Consider the following 19,498-nt stretch of genomic DNA (forward strand, 5'->3'; position numbering starts at 1 on the left):
ACCACCAACGAAGAAGAAACAGCTGCCTAACTATGAGGTAGCTCCACTACGTGTCCACCATTTGCGGGCAACCCCAGCTCCTCCTGGGAGTGCGACAGTCATGTTTTGGGCATAGCAAAACCCCACCCCCTCTTGTGACGCGAGCGCCGGGCTCGTTGTGTGTCTTCTAAGGGAATGGGGTTTTGCAGAGGCCATGCGGGGATTCGAACCCCGGCTTTACCCGTCCAGGTGGCCGATATGAAGTTATGCAGCAGGGGGGTTAGAGGGCCCCTACTTTCTCCGCGAGCCACTCGTCGGGGTCGTAGCCCCACAAGAGATCGAAGTTATCGCGGATGATGTTTCTGATTTCCTCGTCGTAGTAGTCACGGAATCTGCCGATCAGGATATCCATTGCATCGACGTAGAGGCCGCCTTCGCCTGATTCATTAGCCCAGCGAACGGCTCTTTCGTCGAATTCATCATGAACTTGTGTTTCGACGGGGTATTTTTCCCGGAAATATGCATAGAGCTCAGCAGCGCTTTGAAACTTCTTGTTGATTTTCCTCACCCTCTCGCGGGAAGGCCTCGCGGTGATGCGCCAGGCGTGTCAAGCTCGGCAGGTTGCGATGGCCTCTTCGCTTCCAAGGATACCCAGTCGCCGGGTGTGATTTTTGACGGATGCTGGGGCGAGTGATGCGTACAATCTGGGGCTGGAATAGAAAAATCTCCCGGCAGGAAAACCTGCCGGGAGATTATCAGTGGTGGGCCATCAGGGATTCGAACCCCGGACCCACTGATTAAGAGTCAGTTGCTCTAACCAACTGAGCTAATGGCCCATCTTGCTGCGAGGTGAACACTGCCTTGCATGTGCTCTCCGTGGCAACGAGATGAAACTATATTAGGCTTTTTAAAACTTGGCAAATCGCCTGGTCATGACGCAGAAACAGCGGTTTTATAACAGTGTTCTAAAACTTCCCACGTTGTACCTCCGGTTTGTCTGCCTGACCGGCTAAGCTAACCGGGTATTAGAAATTGCCAGCGGACCCGCCACCCACCGCGGTGGCAAAACCCGCGTGAACTGCTGCCGAATGTTTCCATTGCCCGCCCACCGTGTGAGCGGACACCACTGGGGAAGGCTGGAAGCCGGCAGCGCCCTACCTGGGAGCCCATGATGTCCTTTCTTTCGCGAATCGGTCAGCGCCAGGCCGGACGTGCATTGAACCCCCGCCGCGCCATCGTCGGCGCCGTCGCAGCAGCCAGCCTTGTCACGCTCGGCGCGTGCACGATTGACACCGACCGTACGAAGGATGACACCCCGGCTACGGAAGAAGCGCAGGAGAAGAAGGTCGGAATCACCGCCTCCGTGAAGGACGGTGCCGAGGGCGTGAACCCCACCGAGACCGTGACGTTGACCTCCGACAAGGCACTGTCCGACGTCAGTCTGATGGATAGCGCGGGAAACACCATCGAGGGCAAGCTCAACAAGGACAAGACCGAATGGCGTAGCACGGCCGGAATGGAATACGGCTCGAGCTACACCCTCACGGCGACCAACGGTGCGACGGACCTGAACCAGACCTTCACCACGATCCAGCCCAATGTCCTGACCAACGCTTATCTCGCGCCGCTGGATGGGGTCACGGTCGGTGTGGGGCAGTCCATCGCGCTGAAGCTCGACTCCGTTCCCACAGATCGCAAGGCTGTCCAGGACGCGATCAGCATCAAGACCGAGCCGAAAGTGGAGGGTGCGTTCTACTGGATCAGCAATACTGAGGTTCGCTGGCGCCCGGAGCACTACTGGAAGCCGGGAACCACGGTCACCGTGGACGCGAAGTTGCGCGGCGTGGACCTCGGCGACGGCCTCTACTCCGCGGACGACCGCAAGGCGAAGTTCACCATCGGTGACGATGTCCGCGCCGTCGTCGACGACGCCGCGAAGACGATGACCGTGACGAAGAACGGTCAGACGTTGAAGACGATGCCGACGTCCAACGGCCGCGATAACACGCAGTGGGCCACCCCGAATGGCGTCTACCAGATCGGCGACCAGTATGAGGCGCTGACGATGGACTCCAATACCTTCGGCTATTCCGAAGCGGAGGGTGGGTACGTCACGGACGTTTCTTATGCGACCCAGATGAGCTACTCCGGGATCTACATCCACGCAGCCCCATGGTCGGTGTGGGCGCAGGGCAGCCAGAACACCTCGCACGGCTGCATCAACCTGTCGATGGAGAACGCGAATTGGGTGTACCAGAACTTCAAGCGCGGGGACATCGTGACGGTGAAGAACTCCACGGGGCCCACGCTGCCGGGCTACGACGGCCTGGGGGACTGGAACATCGATTGGGCGACCTGGAAGGCCGGTAACGCCGGCGACGGCCCGCAGTACTAGTTACGGGGGTTTAGGCACGCCACGCCCGGGCCGCGGCCCGGGCGGTGACGGCGGCCTTGCGGGGCGCGGAGACCCGGATCCGGCCCGCCATGATTTCTGCGACGCTGGCCTGGTCCAGCAGCTCGGTGAGCTCGGCGAACAGCGCGTGGGCGGCTGCAACCCCTGTCCGCGCGGTGGCGGGCAGCAGGCCGATGGCGCTCTCCGCCAGGGCGAGGTCGGCGCGGATGTCCGCGATATAGGCGGCCTTCTGCTGCATGGTGAGGGGAGCGGCTGCGGGGGCGGGGGTCTCGCGTGGGGTGGCACTGGTGGCGTTGTTCGTGTGAGACGGATCGCCCGGGCTGGCAGGCTGGTCGGTCACTGCCTCGCCCGAGACGTAGTTCCGGCCCAGCTTCTGGGTGTCCTCGGCTATGTCGCGGAGGAAATTCACTTTCTGAAAAGCCCGCCCCAAGGCCAGCGCTCCCTCGTTGGCCTGGCTGCGGCGCTGCGCGGACCACGGGCGCCCGCGACTGGCGGAGTCCGCGGCGAAGATGGCGTTGCACATCAGCCCAATGACCTCGGCGGAACCGTGGACATAAGAGTCGACGCTCTCGGCGTCGTGCACCGCGACGAGAGTGTCCTGGCGCATCGACGTGAAGAAATCCCGCACGTCGGCGTCCTCGATCCCGCACTCGGTGGCGGTGCGGGCGAAGGCGTGCAGCACCAGGTCCGTGCTGAAGCCGCGGTCGCAGGCCTGGTACACCGCCTGCTCATAGGCGTCGAGGGTGGCGCGGGTGGCCTCGGCGTTCAGTCCGGCACCGGCGGCGACCCCGTCGACGACCTCGTCGGCCACCCGCACCATGGCGTAGAGGTTGCGCACGTGGGTGCGCACCGGCTCGCGTAGCAGGGAGGAGGCCATCGAAAAGCTGGTGGAATATCCCCTAATGACCTCAGCAGCCGCGCGCTGGGCTACGGTGGCGTACTTCTCCGTGGGGCTGGGGTGCGGACGGTGGGGAAGCTTCATGATGGATCTGACTCTAGCCCACCGGGTGCAGCCGACCATCGCCCGCATCTTCTGGGCAGTCCCGCGTAGGCTGGTGGTGCTCCAGCGGGGGCGCTCCCTGCGCTCACGCTAAGGAAAGCGAAGCAAGAAAAAGAGAAAGGGATGAGCAGTCATGGCTGCACAGGTTTACAAGGTTGAGGGCATGAGCTGCGGGCACTGCGAGGCCGCGGTGACCGAGGAGCTCTCCGCGCTGGGCGGGCTCAGCGACATCGCTGTGTCCGCTGAGAAGGGCACCGCCACCTTCGATAACGACGGCACCGTCAGTGAGGAGCAGATCATCGCCGCTATCGACGAGGCTGGCTACGACGCGGCGCGCGCCTAAACCTGCTGGCGCTGTTGCCGGTTCCTCCGGTTCCGCGTGAACAGGTAGACCACCGAACCGAGAATCGGAAACACCAGGATCGCGAGGAACCACAGCAGGGCGGCTCGGGGCGTGTTCTGATCCTTAAACAACAGGATCAGCGCAGTTGCTAGCAGGGCGACCCAAGCGACCGCCAGCCCTGCCCACAAGAGGTCATATGCCGGCGGAATCGTGTTATCGCCCTCCATGGGGAGGGAGTCCCCAGCGGCGAGAATAAGCTTCATGACCTCTAACTATAATGCCGCGGGGCCCGAATGCAGGGGTTGAATGCTTAGGGGGGCAGGGGGAGGGTTCGCGCTCGTTTGCGGAAGGTCTCGCAGCAACGCAAAGTCCCCGGCAGGTGAACCCTGCCGGGGACTTTCTCTGGGGTGACTGACGGGACTCGAACCCGCGACACCCAGGATCACAACCTGGTGCTCTACCAGCTGAACTACAGTCACCATCACTGTTCTAAGACAGCGAGAACTATATTAGGCCAGAACCACAAAAGCGCCAAAACGCCAGCGTGGAGGCCCCGGAACCTGGAAGCTCCCCGCCGTGCAACCGCGCAACAGTGACCCCGTGGAACGCGGCGTCGTCCTTATGAACGAGCACCGAACGATTTCCCTGGCCTAGGCCCAGGGCTCAACCGCGGCCTCAGCGGCTGCAAGGATCTGCCCCTTATCCGGGCCGGGTGTGTCGACCATGATCGCGTGCCGGTAGAACGCGAGCTCCTGGATCGACTCCTGGATATCAGCCAGAGCGCGGTGGGAAAGCCCCTTCTGCGGCTGGCCCGCGTACACCTTGGGGTACCAGCGGCGCGCGAGCTCCTTAATGCTGGAGACGTCGATCATGCGGTAGTGCAGGAACTCGTCCAGCTTCGGCATGTACTTCGCGATGAAGCGGCGATCCGTGCCGATGGAGTTGCCCGCCAGCGGCGCGGCCCGCTCGACCTCCACGTAACGCTGCACGTACTCCAGCACCTGCTGCTCCGCCTCCGCGAGGGAGAGCGTGGACTCGCGGATCTGCTCCGTCAGCCCCGAGCGGGCGTGCATGTTCTGCACGAAGTCATCCATCTCGGCGAGCTCGTCCTCGGTTGCGTGGATGACCAGGTCGATACCCTCGTCGAGGGGTCGCAGTTCGGCGTCGGTGACGATCACCGCAATCTCCACCAGGACATGGCGGTCGGGATCCAGGCCGGTCATCTCGCAGTCTGCCCAGACGATGCGGTCGTTCTTCGCTACCTGATTGGGGGTGGACACTGTGCTCCTTGGGCTCCTTCGTGCTTGCTTTCTTTTAGTTCTGCTTCTTCTTCGCCGCTTCCTCCGCCGCGACCTCGGCCGCCATCTTGCGGTAGAGCTTCGCCATGATCGGCGCGCTCACGCGGCGGGGGACGTAGGTGGACAGGAAGTTCATCGCCTTCGACAGCGGACCAGGGACGACGCGCAGCTTGTTCGCGGCCAGCGCCTCCAGTGTTTCGATGGCGCAGTCCTCGTAGGTGGTCCAGACGAAGTCCGGCACAGCCCGATCCACGCCGGTCTTCTTCTCTTCCTCCTTGACCTCCTCGCGCACGGGGCCTGGGGCCAGCAGCGTGCACTTGATGCCCTTGGGCTTCAGCTCGTAGTGCAGGGCCTCGGTGTAGGTGTTGACCATGGCCTTGGTGCCCACGTAGGTCGCGTTGCCAGGGATCGCCATATTTCCGGCCGCGGAGCCGACGTTGACGATGCCACCCTCACCGCGGGCCAACATCCGAGGAAGGACGGCGGCGGTGAGCTCGAATACGGCGGTGGCGTTCAGTTCGAATTGGGCGCGTTCCCCGCCGTAGTCGAGGTCGGTGAAGTCACCGAAGGTAGCGATGCCGGCGGAATTGATGAGGATGTTGACGTCTAGGTCTTCGACCTCGGAGATGAGCTCCGCGCGGGCGGCGGCGTCGGAAAGATCGACGGAGCGGATGCGAACGTCCCGGCCGGGCAGCTGCTCGGCGATGGCCTCCATGGGGCCGGTGGATCGGGCAACGAGGATGAGGTCGTGCCCGCGGCGCCCCAGCTCGAGGGCCAGGGCTTCGCCGATGCCGGAGGATGCGCCGGTGACGAGGGCGAAAGTGCCAGCCCGGGGGTGGGGGATGCTGTGCTCGGTGGTCAAGAAGGCTCCTCACGTTGGCGGATGGGTGCGCAGACCTATCGCCTGCGCGGGGTTCTCGCTCACCGCAGCAAGCCACGCGAGTGTGTGCGGGCGGCGAGTGTTAAGAACCGTGCTGCGTCAATCCTAGGCGACCGCTGCCAGCGAGGTAGCCGACTCTTCAAAGCACAAAGCGCCCCCGGCAGGATTCGAACCCGCGACACATGGGGTAGAAACCCACTGCTCTAATCCACTGAGCTACGGAGGCATGCAGCAAGCGTTTTCCCGGCCTCCGGGCGCTGCCACGCACCATAGGTTAGTTGATGCCTGGGGAAATGGTAATCACCAGGTCGGGGGGTATTGTGTGAGACATGTCTGCGCCTGTGAAGAACGCGGCCGCCCCCGCCCGATCGGGGAGCGGTGCACAGAAACTAGGCCCGCCGATCCTCGTCTACATTGCCGCCGCGCTCGTGGCTGGCATCGTCGGCGCCGTCATCAGCGTTGAGTTCTTGGGCGAGTCCCTCGCCGCCCTCGGCGTGCCGGATCCGGGCACCGCGACGACCTTCGGTCTGCCCTTCCTGCGTTCCGCCGCCACCCTGATCGGTTGCATGGGCGTGGGCGGGTTCCTGATGAGCGCCTTCGGCGCCCCGCCGCGGGGGGACGGCTACCTAGATTACGACGGCTACGCCGCCGCCCGTACCGGCCAGTGGGGAATGTTCCTGTGGGCCGTGTGCGCTCTGTTCCTGATTCCGTTGTACATGTCCGATGTTTCGGGCTCGCCGCTGAAGGAGACCCTGAAGCCAGATCTGTGGAGTGTGGCGATTCAGCAGGTCTCCACGGCAAAGGCCTTCCTTGCAGTGGCGATCATCGCTGGCCTGACCTGGTTCTTCTCCCTGCTGACCCGCAAGTGGATCTGGCAGCCGGTCTTCCTGGCCCTGGCGCTGTGCACGATGATCCCCCTTGCCTTGGATGGGCACTCTGCCTCTGGCGGTAACCATGACTTTGGCGTGAATTCCCTGCTGTGGCACGTGATGGCCACCGCCGTGTGGGTTGGTGGTCTGATGGCCCTGGTCGCGCACGCGAAGCGCCGCGGCCCGCACCTGGCGCTGATCACGAAACGCTACAGCTTCGTGGCCTTCTGGGCTTTCGTTGCGGTGGTTCTCTCCGGCCTGGTGAACGCTGCAATCCGCGTGCGTTTTTCTGAGTGGCTGACGACCGACTACGGCCTGGTCATCACCGCCAAGGCGGTGCTCGGCATCGTCCTGCTGGTGTGTGGCTACTTGCACCGCAAGTCGGTCATCCCGAAGCTGGAGGCCGCCGAGGGGGAGGGCGGCAGCTCCACTGCCGAGGCGCGTAAGGCGTTTAGCCGCCTGGCGATTGGAGAGGTCCTGGTCATGGCGGGTGCTATCGGCGTGGCCATCTCCCTGTCCCGTATCCCGCCCCCGCTGCCGCAGCAGATCGAGATCACCACGATGGACATTCTGCTGGGCTTCCGCATCACCGAACCGCCGAACTACCTGCACATGTTCGGCATGTTCCGCCTGGACTTGATCTACGGCGTGGGCGCGATCATCCTTCAAGTCCTGTACATGTGGGCCTGGTTCACGCTGCGCAAGAAGGGGCAGGATTGGCCACTCAACCGCCTGCTGTGGTGGACTGCCGGCAACGTCTTCCTCCTCTACGCCACGAGCTCCGGGCTGGGCATGTACGCGATGGCGATGTTCTCCCCGCACATGCTGCAGCACATGATCCTGGCCATGGTGGTCCCGATCTGTTGGGCGCTCGGTGGCCCGATGACCCTCTTCCTGCGAGCACTTCCCGCCGCCGGTCGCGATGGGGTGCCGGGGCCGCGCGAGTGGCTGGTGGTGTTCATCAACAACCCGATTTCGCGCTTCTGGACCCACCCCATCGTCGCGGGCATCCAGTTCGTCGTGGGCTTCTACTGGCTGTACCTGTCCACCCTCTTCGACTGGATGGGCAGCAACCACTCCGGCCACCTGTTCATGATCGGGCACTTCCTGATCTCCGGGTACATCTACTTCTGGGTGATCATCGGTGTGGACGCCGCCCCGCGCCACATCTCCGCGTTCAATAAGATGCTCGTGCTCTTCGGCTCCGTGGTTTTCCACGCCTGGTTCGGCATCGCCCTGATGCAGATGCGCAGTCCGATGAACGCGGACTTTTACCAGCGGCTGGACTTCCCCTTCGCGTTGGACATCCTCCACGACCAGTGGGTGGGTGGCGCGATCGCCTGGGGCCTGGGTGAGCTGCCGCTGCTGATTGTCTCCATCGCCCACGGCGTGCAGTGGTATCGCTCCGAGGACCGGGAGGCGAAGCGCTATGACCGCCACCAGGACCGCACCGGTGGCCAGGATCTGCAGGCCTATAACGCGATGTTGGCCAGCATGGCCGGCAAGGGCGGGGACTTCGGCGAGAAGGAGTACTACACCGCCGACTACGAGACCGAGTCCGTGCAGAGCCAGCTGCACACCGAGAAGCAGCGTCGCCGCAAACAGGTCCGCCGCCGCAAGGGGCAGAAGTTCACCGATCTGCCGTCCCCGGAGTACGGCGCGAACATCCCGGGTGCTTATGGCCAGGCCCCGCGGTCGCAGCGCCCGGCCCCGGACTCCGGTACTAGGTCCGACGACGCTTCCGCCGAGGACGCCGACTAGCCCCGTCACCGTTTCTTTCGAGGACGTCACCAGCCCCGCCTGGTGGCGTCCCTTTCTTTGTTATTCACTGTGGCCTGCAGGGCAATGCGGCGGACATGTCACGGCGGGCACGGGCCGTCAAGAGCCATGTGAGTGGCTCTGTGGACTTCTCACATGCCGGGAACGCTATCCACAGCGTGGGTGCGCGAATCAGGTGTGCTGGCCGGGGCATTCGGTAAACCAATGGCTACGCGTCGCAGAATCATCCGCGGCGCGGTACTCAAAGAAGGACCTGCCGGCGGGGGAGCTAACTGCCGGTGGGGGACAAGCAATTCACGCGAAGAAGGAGTGGTCCACGATGAGCAGCCAGATGGCAACAATTCACCTCACCGGAAACATGGTGAGCAACCCGGAGATGAAGCACCGCACCGAGGACGCGGCGATGGCCGTGTTCCGCATGGCGGTCAACCACCGCTATCAGGACCGGAACGGGCAGTGGGTGGACGGCAGCCCCACCTTTGTCACGGTGCAGTGCTGGGGGAAGCTGGCGCAGAACGTGGTCAGCGATGGCTATAAGGGCATGCCGGTCGTGGTGGTGGGTCGGCTTTACCAGTCCACGTGGACGGCGCAGGATAGTGGGGAAAAGCGTTCCGCATTGCGTATCCGTGCGAGCCACGTGGGGGCAGACATGGGCCTGAGGCGGGTGACGGTCACACGCGAGGAGCCGGTGGGAAATAAGCAGCAGTCTGGTCAGGATGACGCCGATGTGGCCACGTCGCAGGCCGAAGGGGCGCCGGCGGACAACGTGGAAGCGGGAAGCGAGACAGAGGAGCGCGAACTCGTCGGTGCGGCTGCGCCACCGTTCTAAGGAACCTCTCGCTTTTCCACCGGGATCGGGGGGGGGATCCGTTGGAAGGGCGGGCAGCATAGGCCGGGGCTAAAAAAGGGGGAGCCCCGGCCTATTGCCGTCCTAGCAGCTGCTGAAGCTGACAGGGCAGTCGGGGAATCTTGAAATCGGTGCCGAACACGTAGACTATGGGGCAGCGATTTATCGAACTTTTTCTTCAACGGAAAGGCTGAAGTAGTTCACCGTGGGCGAATTTATCTACACCATGAAGAACGTGCGCAAGACGCACGGCGACAAGGTCATCCTCGATGACGTCACGATGATGTTTTACCCGGGCGCCAAGATCGGCGTCGTGGGACCCAATGGCGCCGGTAAGTCCTCGATCCTGAAGATCATGGCGGGCCTGGACCAGCCCTCCAACGGTGAGGCCTTCCACGACCCGGGCGCGACCGTGGGCATCCTGCAGCAGGAGCCGCCGCTGAACGAGGAGAAGACGGTCCGCGAGAACGTCGAAGAGGGCCTGGGCGACATCTTCGAAAAGAAGCAGCGCTTCGAGCAGATCGCCGAGGAGATGGCGACCAACTACACCGACGAGCTCATGGAGGAGATGGGCAAGCTCCAGGAGGAGCTCGACGCCGCCGACGCCTGGGAGGTCGACTCCAAGATCGAGCAGGCCATGGAGGCCCTGCGCTGCCCGCCGTCCGACGAGCCGGTGACCAACCTCTCCGGTGGTGAGCGTCGCCGCGTCGCTTTGGCGAAGCTGCTGCTCTCCGAGCCGGACCTGCTGCTGCTCGACGAGCCGACCAACCACCTGGACGCCGAGTCCGTCCTGTGGCTGGAGAAGCACCTGGCCGACTACAAGGGTGCCGTCCTGGCCGTGACCCACGACCGTTACTTCCTCGACCACGTCGCAGGCTGGATCTGTGAGGTCGACCGCGGCAAGCTCTACCCCTACGAGGGCAACTACTCCACCTACCTGGAGACCAAGGCCAAGCGCCTCGAGGTCGCGGGTAAGAAGGACGCCAAGCTGCAGAAGCGCCTGAAGGAGGAGCTGGCCTGGGTCCGCTCCGGCGCCAAGGCCCGCCAGGCGAAGAACAAGGCCCGCCTCGAGCGCTACGAGGAGATGGCTGCGGAGGCCGAGCAGTACCGCAAGCTGGACTTCGAGGAGATCCAGATCCCGACCCCGCCGCGCCTGGGCAACCAGGTTGTGGAGGTCAAGAACCTCACCAAGGGCTTCGGCGACCGCGTTCTGATCAAGGATCTCTCCTTCACCCTGCCGCGTAACGGCATCGTCGGTGTCATCGGCCCGAACGGTGTGGGTAAGACGACGCTGTTCAAGACCATCGTTGGCCTGGAGGAGCCGGACTCCGGCGAGGTCAAGGTCGGTTCCACCGTGCAGCTGAGCTACGTGGACCAGAACCGCGAGAACATCGACCCGGAGAAGACCGTGTGGGAGGTCGTCTCCGACGGCCTGGACTACATCGTCGTCGGCCAGAACGAGATGCCGTCCCGCGCATACCTCTCCGCATTCGGATTCAAGGGTGCGGACCAGCAGAAGCCGTCCAAGGTGCTCTCCGGTGGTGAGCGCAACCGTCTGAACCTCGCGCTGACCCTGAAGCAGGGCGGCAACCTGATCCTGCTGGATGAGCCGACCAACGACCTCGACGTCGAGACCCTCGGCTCCCTGGAGAACGCGCTGCAGAAGTTCCCGGGCTGCGCCGTCGTGATTTCCCACGACCGCTGGTTCCTGGATCGTACCTGTACCCACATCCTCGCCTGGGAGGGCAACGTTGCTGAGGGCCAGTGGTACTGGTTCGAGGGCAACTTCGAGGACTACGAGAAGAACAAGGTCGAGCGCCTCGGCCCGGAGGCGGCACGTCCGTCCCGCGTCACGCACCGCCGCCTGACCCGCTAAGCGCTTAGCCCGCTAAGCAGGGGCTTTGCTGCTCGCGCTGTACTAGCGTGGGCGGTATGACCCCGTTGCGTTCAATCTCCGATACCCCCATCACCGAGCTGCCTGGCTACCAGCGCAACTTCGCTCCCGGCCGGCTGTCGGTGGGGCTCTCCCTGCCCATCGGGCGCCGCGATAACGAACGCCCCACGGAGGTAGCCAGCCCAGCAGGATCGGGGAGTAGTGCAGAGCCCGCCGCCGACCTCGCCGAACAGCTACGCCTGATTCGTCTCGCCGAGGACGGCGGCTTTTCTGCTGTCTGGGCACGCGACATCCCCCTGAGCGTGGAAACCTTCGGCGACGACGGGCAGGTCTACGACCCCTGGATGCACCTGAGCTATATCGCCGCGCAGACCTCGACAATCGCGCTGGGGACCGCAGCGATCGTCGTTCCCTTCCAACACCCCCTGTTGATGGCCAAGCGGGCCGCAAGCCTGGACCGCTTGAGTGGCGGGCGTTTCCTCATGGGCATCGCCACCGGCGACCGGCCGGAAGAGTTCCCCGCATTCAACCAGGAGCAGGGCGCCAGGGACGAACGCTTCCGTGAGCACCTCGCCGTCTACACCAAAGCGCTGCGCACCAGCATGCGACCGATCCGCTGGTCCGAGGGCAAGGTCGGCGGGGCCGAGGTGCTCCCCAAACCCACCGCCCACCACGTGCCCGTGTTGGCCACCGGCTCCTGTCAGCAGAGCCTGGAGTGGAAAGCCGAGCACACCGACGGCTGGTTCATGTACCACAAGGGACTCGCCATCCAACAGAAGAACGTCGACCAGTGGCGCGCAGCCGTCGTCGACGCGTGCGGGGAAGAGACCTTCAAACCTTTCCTGGAGGCGATGTGGATCGACCTGCACGAGGACCCGGACGCCCCCGCCCAGGGCGGAACCTTCGGCTACCGGCTCGGGCGAAATACCCTGGTCTCCCTGCTGAACTCCCAACGGGAGATCGGGATCAACCACGTCAGCATCAACCTGCTGGGCTCCACAAGCCGGGCCGGCGAGCAGATCGAAGAGATCGCCGAGCACGTGCTACCGAAGGTGACCGGATAGCCCCTGGGAACGCAACGAACGTCCTGCGAAGAGCAGAAACCACCGCCCACAGGAAAAAGAAAGGAAGACCATGCCGAAGAAGATCGCGCCCCGCGTCCTGTCCTGGGCATCCATCCTCGATGAGGGGACCGAACAGCAGGCCATCGACCTGGCCACGCTGGACATCGTCACCCCGCACGTCGCGCTCATGCCGGACGCCCACTTCGGCATGGGAAGCGCCGTGGGCACCGTCATCCCCACCGCAGGGGCGGTCATCCCCGCAGCGATCGGCGTGGATATCGGCTGCGGCATGATCGCCGCCCGCACGAAGTACACGGAAGCAGACATCGCCGACCTCGACCTCGTCGCCCTGCGCGATGAACTGGAACGCGCGATTCCGCTCTCGCCGGGCAACTACAACAAGAAGATCCACCTGGACCACACCGCACGCCGGATCGCGGAGCTGGAGGAGCACGCCAAAAGCGATGGGGTGGACCTGTCCCACTCCCCGAAATGGCGCGAGCAGCTCGGCTCCCTGGGCGGCGGCAATCACTTCATTGAACTGTGCATCGACGAGCTGGGTCGGGTCTGGTGCTTCCTGCACTCCGGCTCCCGCGGAGTGGGCAACAAGATCGCGCAGAAACACATCCGCATCGCCCAGCAGCAATGCGCCGAGGCGGGCATCGAGCTGCCGCACCGCGACCACGCCTACCTGCGGGAAGGCACCCCGGAATTCGATCAATACATCGCCGAGCTGCACTGGGCGCAGTCCTTCGCCCTGGCCAACCGCGAGGAGATGATGGACCGCTTCGTTGACCAGCTGGCCCGCGCGATGGGGGAGCAGGGCGCGACGGGGCAGGGCAACGCTGAAAATGGCGCCGTGGAAGTCGAGCGCATCAACACCCACCACAACTACACCGAACCCGTGACGATCGACGGGAACACGCTGTGGCTGACCCGGAAGGGGGCCATCAACGCGGAAGCCGGCCGCCCAGGTCTTATCCCCGGCAGCATGGGTGCGCGCTCCTACGTCACCTGCGGCAAGGGGAACCCGCAGGCCTTCTGGTCAGCCCCACACGGCGCCGGCCGGGTGCTCTCGCGCCGGGCTGCGAAGAAGCGCTATACCGCCGAGGACCTTGACCAGCGGATGTCCGGCATCGTCTACCGGCCGGGCGCGGCGTGGGTGGACGAGATCCCGGACGCCTATAAGCCCATCGATCAGGTCATGGCGGATGCCCGCGACCTGGTCGAGGTCGTCCACGAGCTGCGCCAGGTGCTGAACCTCAAGGGCACATAGCCTTAGGCGTGTGGTTAGGCTGGTGGCCATGAGTGTGCAGCTGCGAATGGTGAACAAGGCCCCGCGCTCCGTGGCGCGTCGAATCGCAAGTGTGGCGGAGCGGGTGCTGAGCATGGACCCCGAGGCGCTCGCCCGGCTGCGCCCGCTGCCGGATGGCCTGGACATTTTCTTCTCCACCCCACTTGGTTGCGCTCTCAGCCAGCGCTTGCCCGGGGCGGTGCTGGACGGACAGGACGACGACGCCGACTCGACCGTCGTGCGGGCAGCAGCAGTGAAGGATGCGCTGCAGCAGTGGACGGGCTCCGCGGGCACCGATGGCGGGCCAGGTGAGCCCGACGCCACCTTCGATCTGGGCACCAGCGTGGACATGATGTGGCTGGGCGCCCTGCCACCCGTCAGCGGTTTCCAGCTGGTGGATTGGGTGCCCGCCGAGGTGCTGCGGGAGGTTTACCGCGAGATGGAGGAGGAGCACGAGCTGCGCGGCGGACCCGCAGGGCTAGCCCCTTCGATGCTGGACCAGGAGCTGGTGGAGGTCACCAGCGAGGCTGGGCAGGGCTCTTCCGAGTCGACCTCGAACGGAAATCCGGCCGGGGGAGCAACACCCCAGCTGGTGAACATCACCGGCCGGATGGTCGCCACAGCCGGGGCGACGGGCGTCATCAACCCACCGCCAGCCGCGCTGCAGGAGAAGTACCCAGGGCGCCAACTCGACGTGGTGCGGGTGGCCGCCACCGGATCCTGGATCCGGTTGGACGGGGTCTTCGGCACCCTCTATGCGCCCCGCCCCGGGGGACTGGCGCGTCTGCCTTAGGCGTCCCAGGAGCGGCCGGAGCGCATGGTCGGCTCGTTGACCAGCATTTGCGCTACTCGCTCCATGTGATTCCACATCGCGGCTCGGTGCTCGGCCGGCAGGGTCTCTTCGTCCACGGTCTCCATGGCATTAGCCATGAGCTCCAGCCAGCGGTCGCGAGCCGCTTCGTCGATGTGGAACTGGGCGTGGCGCATCCGCAGGCGGGGGTGGCCGCGCTTCTCGTTGAAGGTCTCCGGCCCGCCCCAGTACTGCGCGAGGAACCAGCGCAGCCGGTCCTCAGCACCCGCCATGTCGTCGGCTGGGTACATCGGGCCCAGGATGTCGTCGTCCTTCACCTGCTTATAAAACTCGGACACGATGGTGCGGAAGGTTTCCTCGCCCCCAACTGCATCATAAAAAGTGCCCATTGTTCCTTAACTTTTCCTCTCTGGGGTGCCTGCCATTCGGGCCACCCATCGGTGCACGCGAACGGGGCCGGAGCCCCCGCCGCGGCTGGTTCTTTCCTCCCGAGACTAGCGTTTTCCCGGCTGTAGCCGCGGGCCGTCTAGTCTCGAGCTGGCTCCGGCACCACGTCTTAAGCCACTACTCGGTGGCGTCGAAAGCCTGGGCGGTCTTGGCGCGAGCCACTCGGTCGCGGCCCTCTCGCAGGGTGCGGCGCAATCCGGCCGGGGTATCCGGGGCTTCGATCAGCTCGGCGACCTGGCGGTCCGTCTCCTCGCTGAGGTCCCAGGCCGGGTAGATGCCGGAGAGGGTTCGCAGCGCCATCTCCGGGCTGAGCTCCTCCCACAGGCGGGCGGCATTGGCCACGTAGCTAGGGCCAAAGGGCTGCAGCAGCTCGCCCTGACCCACCCGGGTCAGCCCCGCCATGCGGTGCCGCAGCGCGAGGTTGGAGAGCTGCGAGCCACGCTGCGTGATCTCCTCCCACACTGCGGCCTTGACCTCGGCGGTCGGGACGGCCGAGCGTGCCTCCAGCGCCAGCATCGCACCGGAGGAGGATGCATCGCGGGTCTCCTCCTCGGCGATCCGCGCCGCCATCTGCTCTTCAGTCTCCCCGCTTTCTTCCTGGCTGGCCGCCAGGGCGATGAGGAACTGCCAGCGCAGGTCCTGGTCGATCTCCAGCCCCGGCGCATAGTTCGCCGCGTCTCCGCCGAGCAGCTCCTGCAAGATCTGGGCGGACTCGGCGCTGTGGACGCTGTGTGCAAACGCGCGGGCGAAGGCCAGCTGCGCCTGGCCAGTGGTTTCCTTCATGCCGCGCAGGAAGGCCTCGCGCAGCAGTTCCCAGCCCTGCTCGCGCCACTGCGGGGTAGCGTAGGCGCTCACCGCCACCCGGGACTGCGCGAGAACCTGCTCCAGTACCGCCATCTCGGTTTCCGCGACGGCACCGCGGGCAACAAGTGCCACGAAGTCGCGGGCGCGCATCTGCGCATTTCGGGTCATGTTCCAGGCCGCGGACCAGATCAGGGAGCGCGGCATCGGGTCGGCGATCGCGGTGGTGTTTTCGGTCGCCACCTTGAGGGAATCTGCGTCCAGCTCGATGAAGGCGTAGCTCAGGTCGTCGTCGTTGACGATGACGAGCTCACCCGCCGGGGTGCCGTCCAGTTCTGGGATCGCGGTGGTCGGCCCAGCGACGTCGGCGTCCACGCGGGTGATGCGGCTGAGCTGCCCGTCGTCGTCGGTGCGGTAGATGCCGATGCCGATGCGGTGGGTACGGGTTTCGCCGGCCCCCGGGGCCGCCCCGCTCTGCTCGACGGCGAAGTTCCGGTAAGCGCCATCGACGACGTCGAAGCTGGCCTTGAGCGTGTTGATGCCGGTGGTTTTCAACCACTGATCCGCCCAGTCCGAGAGGTCTCGGCCGCTGGAGCGCTCCAGCGCGGAGAGCAGGTCGTCGAAGGTGGCGTTTTCCCAGGCGTGTGCCGCGAAATGGGTGCGCACCCCGGCGAAGAAGGCCTCCAGGCCCACGTAGGCGGCGAGCTGCTTGAGCACGCTCGCGCCCTTGGCGTAGGTGATGCCGTCGAAGTTGGCGTCCACGGTGACGATATCGGAGGCATCGGTGAACACCGGGTGGGTGGTGGAGAGCTGGTCCTGGGCATAGGCCCAGGCCTTCTCCTTGTTGCCGAAGGTCACCCACGCGGTGTCGAAGCGGGTGGCATTCGCCTGGCTCATGGCGGCCGACCAGGTGGCGAAGGACTCGTTGAGCCACAGGTCATCCCACCAGGTCATCGTCACCAGATCGCCGAACCACATGTGCGCCAGCTCGTGGAGGATCGTGTCCGCACGGCGCTCGTACTCATAGTGGCTGGCCGCAGATCGGAAGACGTACTCGTCGCGGATCGTCACCACGCCTGCGTTCTCCATCGCGCCCATGTTGTACTCCGGGCAGAACACCTGGTCGTACTTGTAGAAGGGATAAGCGATGCCGAAGTGCTCGGAGTAGTAGTCGAAGCCCTGCTTCGTGACGGTGAACAGCTCCTCAGCGTCCAGGTGCTCGGCCAGGGACTGCCGGCAGTACAGACCCAGCGGAACGGTCTGGGAACCGCTGTTCTGGATCTCGCCACGGGTGCGCGCTGCCGCCAGCGCCTCGTCGGAGGTCTCCGGGTGAGCAGTGATCTCGCCGCGCCATTCGTCGGTGACTTCGTGCCACGGGCCAACGCAGAAGGCGATCAGGTAGGTGGACAGCAGGTAGTCCACCTCCGCGCGGTGGAGCACCGTGTCGCCCTCGGCCTCGGTGGCGACCACGTTATTCGTCACGACGCGCCACGGCTGCGGGGTACGCACGCTCAGCGAGTAGGTGGCCTTGATGTCCGGCTGGTCGAAGCAGGCGAAGACACGCTTCGCGTCGGCGGTCTCGAACTGGGAGTAGAGGTAAATATTGCCGTCCGCAGGGTCCTGGAAGCGGTGCAGACCCTCGCCCGTGACGGAATAATCGCCCAGCGCGTCCACCACCAGCTGGTGCTCGCCCTCAGCAAGATCAGCAAGGACGATGCCCGCGGTGGCGTCGTAGTCGCCGGTACCGATGGCCTGCTCGGTGATGTCCTTCCCATCGAGGTGGACGGAGTTCACCTCGCGCGCCCGGAAATCCACGAAGGTGGAGCCAGCGCCAGAGCGGAAGTCGATCGTGGTGCGGCTCGGGAACTGCTCGCGCTGCATATCCTCGCCGGCAGAAAGGTCCAGCTCCACGGTGTAGTGGACATCGGAGATCAGCTCGGCGCGGGCCTGAGCTTCGGTCTGAGTGAGATTCGTTGAGGTCATGCGCTCCACCCTACGCGCGGGCCCGGACACGGATTTTCGCTCCTTGCACCCGAGGGCGTCGTCGTTAAGAAAACGTGGAGTCCGGCGAGATGTATACAGTGGCGGGAAGAACAGAAGAAGAAAAGGAAAGGAGCCCGCCGTGGCCACCACGAACGAGCTGAACATGTACTTCGACGTCACCTGCCCCTTCGCCTGGGTGACCAGCCGCTGGCTGCTGGAGGTGGAGAAGGTCCGCGACGTGAAGGTGAACTTCATCCCGATGAGCCTGTCCGTCCTCAACGACGGCCGCGACCTCGACCCCGCCTACATGGACCGCATGGAGGCAGCCTGGGCACCGGCGCTGGCCGCTGCTGCGATCTACACCAAGCACCCGGATCAGATCGCCGATTACTACACCCTGATGGGCGAGGCCATCCACAACGAGAACCGCGGCGAGCGGGATTACATCGGTTGCTACGACGACCTCATCGCCGAGGTCGTGGAGAAGCTCGACCTGCCGGAGGGCTTCATCGACCGCATCGGGCTGCGCCCCCACGCCGAGAACGCATTCCTCGACGAACTGAAGGAGACCCACCGGCACGGAATCTCCCTGGTTGGCGACGAGGTCGGCACCCCGATCGTGGACATCGACGGCCGCGGCTTCTTCGGCCCTGTGCTGACCCGCGTGCCGAAGGGGGAGCAGGCAGGCCAGCTTTTCGACGCCTCCGTCACCCTGGGTAGCTACCCGCACTTCTTCGAGCTCAAGCGGACCCGCACGGAGGATCCGAGCGCCACGGAGACTGCGGTAGGCTAAAGATCATGCGAATTTATCTTGGTGCCGATCACGCCGGTTTTGACATGAAAAACCTCATCGCAGACCACCTCAAGGCCGCTGGCCACGAGGTCATCGACTGCGGTGCACACACCTACGACGCGAACGACGACTACCCGGCTTTCTGCATCGAGGCAGCCCGCCGGGTCGTTGCCGACGAAGGCTCCCTGGGCATCGTCCTGGGTGGTTCGGGCAACGGCGAGCAGATCGCCGCGAACAAGGTACCGGGCGCACGCTGCGCGCTGGCCTGGTCCGTGGAGACCGCGAAGCTCGCCCGCGAGCACAACAATGCCCAGCTGATCGGCCTGGGCGGCCGTATGCACTCCGAGGAGGAGGCACTGGCCATCGTGGACGCCTTCATCGCCCAGGAGTGGAGCGAGGCGGAGCGCCACCAGCGTCGTATCGACATCCTCGCTGAGTACGAGAAGACCGGTGAGGCTCCGGCCCTTCCGGAGGCCTAAACTCCACGGCTCACCCCGGTGGCGCCGGTTGGGTAGTTGACCGCGCCATCGTGTAGGGTGTCTATCCACAGCAAGCTTCGTGCTCACGCCGGGCCGGCATGATGCGAAGATTGCTTTCTGGGAACGTCGTATAGTGGCTAATACCTCAGCCTTCCAAGCTGAAGACGCGGGTTCGATTCCCGTCGTTCCCTCCACTCTGACCAGCGGTTATAGCGGGGGATTCCAGGCTGCACACAGCGGTTTGGACTTTCCCCAGGGCTAACGTATGGTTAGAGCGCACGCAACGCGAGCTTAGGTTCGCGAAAGTGTGGCCGGGGCATGGCGCAGTTTGGTAGCGCACTCGCTTTGGGAGCGAGGGGTCGCAGGTTCAAATCCTGTTGCCCCGACGGCAAAGGTTCACCCCTAGTCTTCGGACTAGGGGTTTTCTTGTGTTTAGGCTGGTCAAGCGCGGGTTAAACGACAAAATGTGTGTCTGACTCCGGCGTGTCGCGGGGTTAGATGTGGCCTTTTTGGATGCCGATTGA

17 protein-coding genes and 5 tRNA genes are annotated in these 19,498 nt (G+C 64.6%); 12 read left to right on the forward strand and 10 right to left on the reverse strand.

All coding sequences use genetic code 11. The annotated features are described in order from the left end of the window. Positions 1-259: 259 nt before the first annotated feature. The gene (locus QP413_RS08880) at positions 260-547 is read right to left on the reverse strand and encodes a hypothetical protein (protein ID WP_284781486.1); all 288 of its coding nucleotides are present in this window, start codon (positions 545-547) and stop codon (positions 260-262) included. A 191-nt stretch (positions 548-738) separates the two neighbouring features. Beyond that, positions 739-815, reverse strand: a tRNA-Lys gene (locus QP413_RS08885). Positions 816-1,150: 335 nt separating this feature from the next. Here QP413_RS08885 and QP413_RS08890 point away from each other — a divergent pair. Then, on the forward strand, positions 1,151-2,374 hold the full coding sequence (locus tag QP413_RS08890) for an Ig-like domain-containing protein (protein WP_284781496.1): 1,224 nt from the start codon (positions 1,151-1,153) through the stop codon (positions 2,372-2,374). Between the two features lie 10 nt (positions 2,375-2,384). On the opposite strand, the gene QP413_RS08895 is transcribed toward QP413_RS08890, so the two are convergent. Next, the gene (locus tag QP413_RS08895) at positions 2,385-3,374 is read right to left on the reverse strand and encodes a squalene/phytoene synthase family protein (protein WP_284781487.1); all 990 of its coding nucleotides are present in this window, start codon (positions 3,372-3,374) and stop codon (positions 2,385-2,387) included. A gap of 151 nt (positions 3,375-3,525) precedes the next feature. Between QP413_RS08895 and QP413_RS08900 the strand changes: the two genes are divergently transcribed. Further along, the gene (locus QP413_RS08900; RefSeq protein ID WP_012360645.1) at positions 3,526-3,735 is read left to right on the forward strand and encodes a heavy-metal-associated domain-containing protein; all 210 of its coding nucleotides are present in this window, start codon (positions 3,526-3,528) and stop codon (positions 3,733-3,735) included. Here the strand turns inward: QP413_RS08900 and QP413_RS08905 are convergent. From QP413_RS08905 to QP413_RS08925, 5 genes are all read right to left on the reverse strand, one after another. Continuing rightward, positions 3,732-3,998: a PLDc N-terminal domain-containing protein gene (locus QP413_RS08905; protein WP_284781488.1), complete on the reverse strand. Its 267-nt coding sequence runs from the start codon at positions 3,996-3,998 to the stop codon at positions 3,732-3,734. The genes QP413_RS08900 and QP413_RS08905 overlap by 4 nt on opposite strands. Before the next feature lie 140 nt (positions 3,999-4,138). Further along, positions 4,139-4,214: transfer RNA gene (locus tag QP413_RS08910), tRNA-His, on the reverse strand. Between the two features lie 171 nt (positions 4,215-4,385). Beyond that, entirely contained in the window at positions 4,386-5,015 is a 630-nt protein-coding gene (gene orn, locus QP413_RS08915) for an oligoribonuclease (protein ID WP_284781489.1), read from the reverse strand. A 34-nt stretch (positions 5,016-5,049) separates the two neighbouring features. Further along, positions 5,050-5,895, reverse strand: coding sequence for a mycolate reductase (gene cmrA, locus QP413_RS08920; RefSeq protein WP_284781490.1), 846 nt, complete (start codon positions 5,893-5,895; stop codon positions 5,050-5,052). A 170-nt stretch (positions 5,896-6,065) separates the two neighbouring features. Continuing rightward, a tRNA-Arg gene (locus QP413_RS08925) sits at positions 6,066-6,139 on the reverse strand. 103 nt (positions 6,140-6,242) lie between these two features. On the opposite strand from QP413_RS08925, the gene QP413_RS08930 reads away from it, so the two are divergent. The 6 genes from QP413_RS08930 (at position 6,243) to QP413_RS08955 (ending at position 14,453) form a co-directional block, all read left to right on the forward strand. Continuing rightward, positions 6,243-8,543, forward strand: a complete 2,301-nt coding sequence (locus tag QP413_RS08930; protein ID WP_284781491.1) for a cytochrome c oxidase assembly protein — start codon at positions 6,243-6,245, stop codon at positions 8,541-8,543. A gap of 337 nt (positions 8,544-8,880) precedes the next feature. Then, on the forward strand, positions 8,881-9,390 hold the full coding sequence (locus tag QP413_RS08935) for a single-stranded DNA-binding protein (RefSeq protein WP_262368082.1): 510 nt from the start codon (positions 8,881-8,883) through the stop codon (positions 9,388-9,390). Positions 9,391-9,613: 223 nt separating this feature from the next. Then, the gene (gene ettA / locus QP413_RS08940) at positions 9,614-11,284 is read left to right on the forward strand and encodes an energy-dependent translational throttle protein EttA (RefSeq protein ID WP_012360637.1); all 1,671 of its coding nucleotides are present in this window, start codon (positions 9,614-9,616) and stop codon (positions 11,282-11,284) included. Positions 11,285-11,340: 56 nt separating this feature from the next. Beyond that, complete coding sequence (locus tag QP413_RS08945) at positions 11,341-12,366, forward strand: LLM class oxidoreductase (RefSeq protein WP_284781492.1); 1,026 nt, start codon at positions 11,341-11,343, stop codon at positions 12,364-12,366. Between the two features lie 70 nt (positions 12,367-12,436). After that, on the forward strand, positions 12,437-13,642 hold the full coding sequence (locus tag QP413_RS08950; RefSeq protein WP_284781493.1) for an RtcB family protein: 1,206 nt from the start codon (positions 12,437-12,439) through the stop codon (positions 13,640-13,642). 28 nt (positions 13,643-13,670) lie between these two features. Continuing rightward, positions 13,671-14,453 carry a hypothetical protein gene (locus QP413_RS08955; protein WP_284781494.1) on the forward strand — a complete coding sequence of 261 codons (783 nt, stop codon included), beginning with the start codon at positions 13,671-13,673 and terminating at the stop codon, positions 14,451-14,453. On the opposite strand, the gene QP413_RS08960 is transcribed toward QP413_RS08955, so the two are convergent. Then, the gene (locus QP413_RS08960; protein WP_148812369.1) at positions 14,450-14,860 is read right to left on the reverse strand and encodes a globin; all 411 of its coding nucleotides are present in this window, start codon (positions 14,858-14,860) and stop codon (positions 14,450-14,452) included. The two genes, QP413_RS08955 and QP413_RS08960, sit on opposite strands and share 4 nt — an antisense overlap. Before the next feature lie 175 nt (positions 14,861-15,035). Continuing rightward, a complete protein-coding gene (gene pepN, locus QP413_RS08965) occupies positions 15,036-17,702 on the reverse strand; it encodes an aminopeptidase N (protein WP_284781495.1) in 2,667 nt (888 codons plus the stop codon). Positions 17,703-17,865: 163 nt separating this feature from the next. Between pepN and QP413_RS08970 the strand changes: the two genes are divergently transcribed. From QP413_RS08970 to QP413_RS08985, 4 genes are all read left to right on the forward strand, one after another. Next, positions 17,866-18,495, forward strand: a complete 630-nt coding sequence (locus tag QP413_RS08970) for a disulfide bond formation protein DsbA (RefSeq protein ID WP_284781497.1) — start codon at positions 17,866-17,868, stop codon at positions 18,493-18,495. A gap of 5 nt (positions 18,496-18,500) precedes the next feature. After that, positions 18,501-18,974 (forward strand): ribose-5-phosphate isomerase, encoded by a 474-nt coding sequence (locus tag QP413_RS08975; protein WP_012360630.1) that lies wholly within the window; start codon positions 18,501-18,503, stop codon positions 18,972-18,974. Positions 18,975-19,093: 119 nt separating this feature from the next. Beyond that, positions 19,094-19,168, forward strand: a tRNA-Gly gene (locus QP413_RS08980). 118 nt (positions 19,169-19,286) lie between these two features. Then, positions 19,287-19,360 (forward strand) — tRNA-Pro (locus QP413_RS08985). Positions 19,361-19,498: the final 138 nt, after the last annotated feature.

The organism is Corynebacterium sp. UMB4614, assembly GCF_030217065.1.
In the GTDB taxonomy this organism is placed as follows: Bacteria; Actinomycetota; Actinomycetes; order Mycobacteriales; family Mycobacteriaceae; genus Corynebacterium.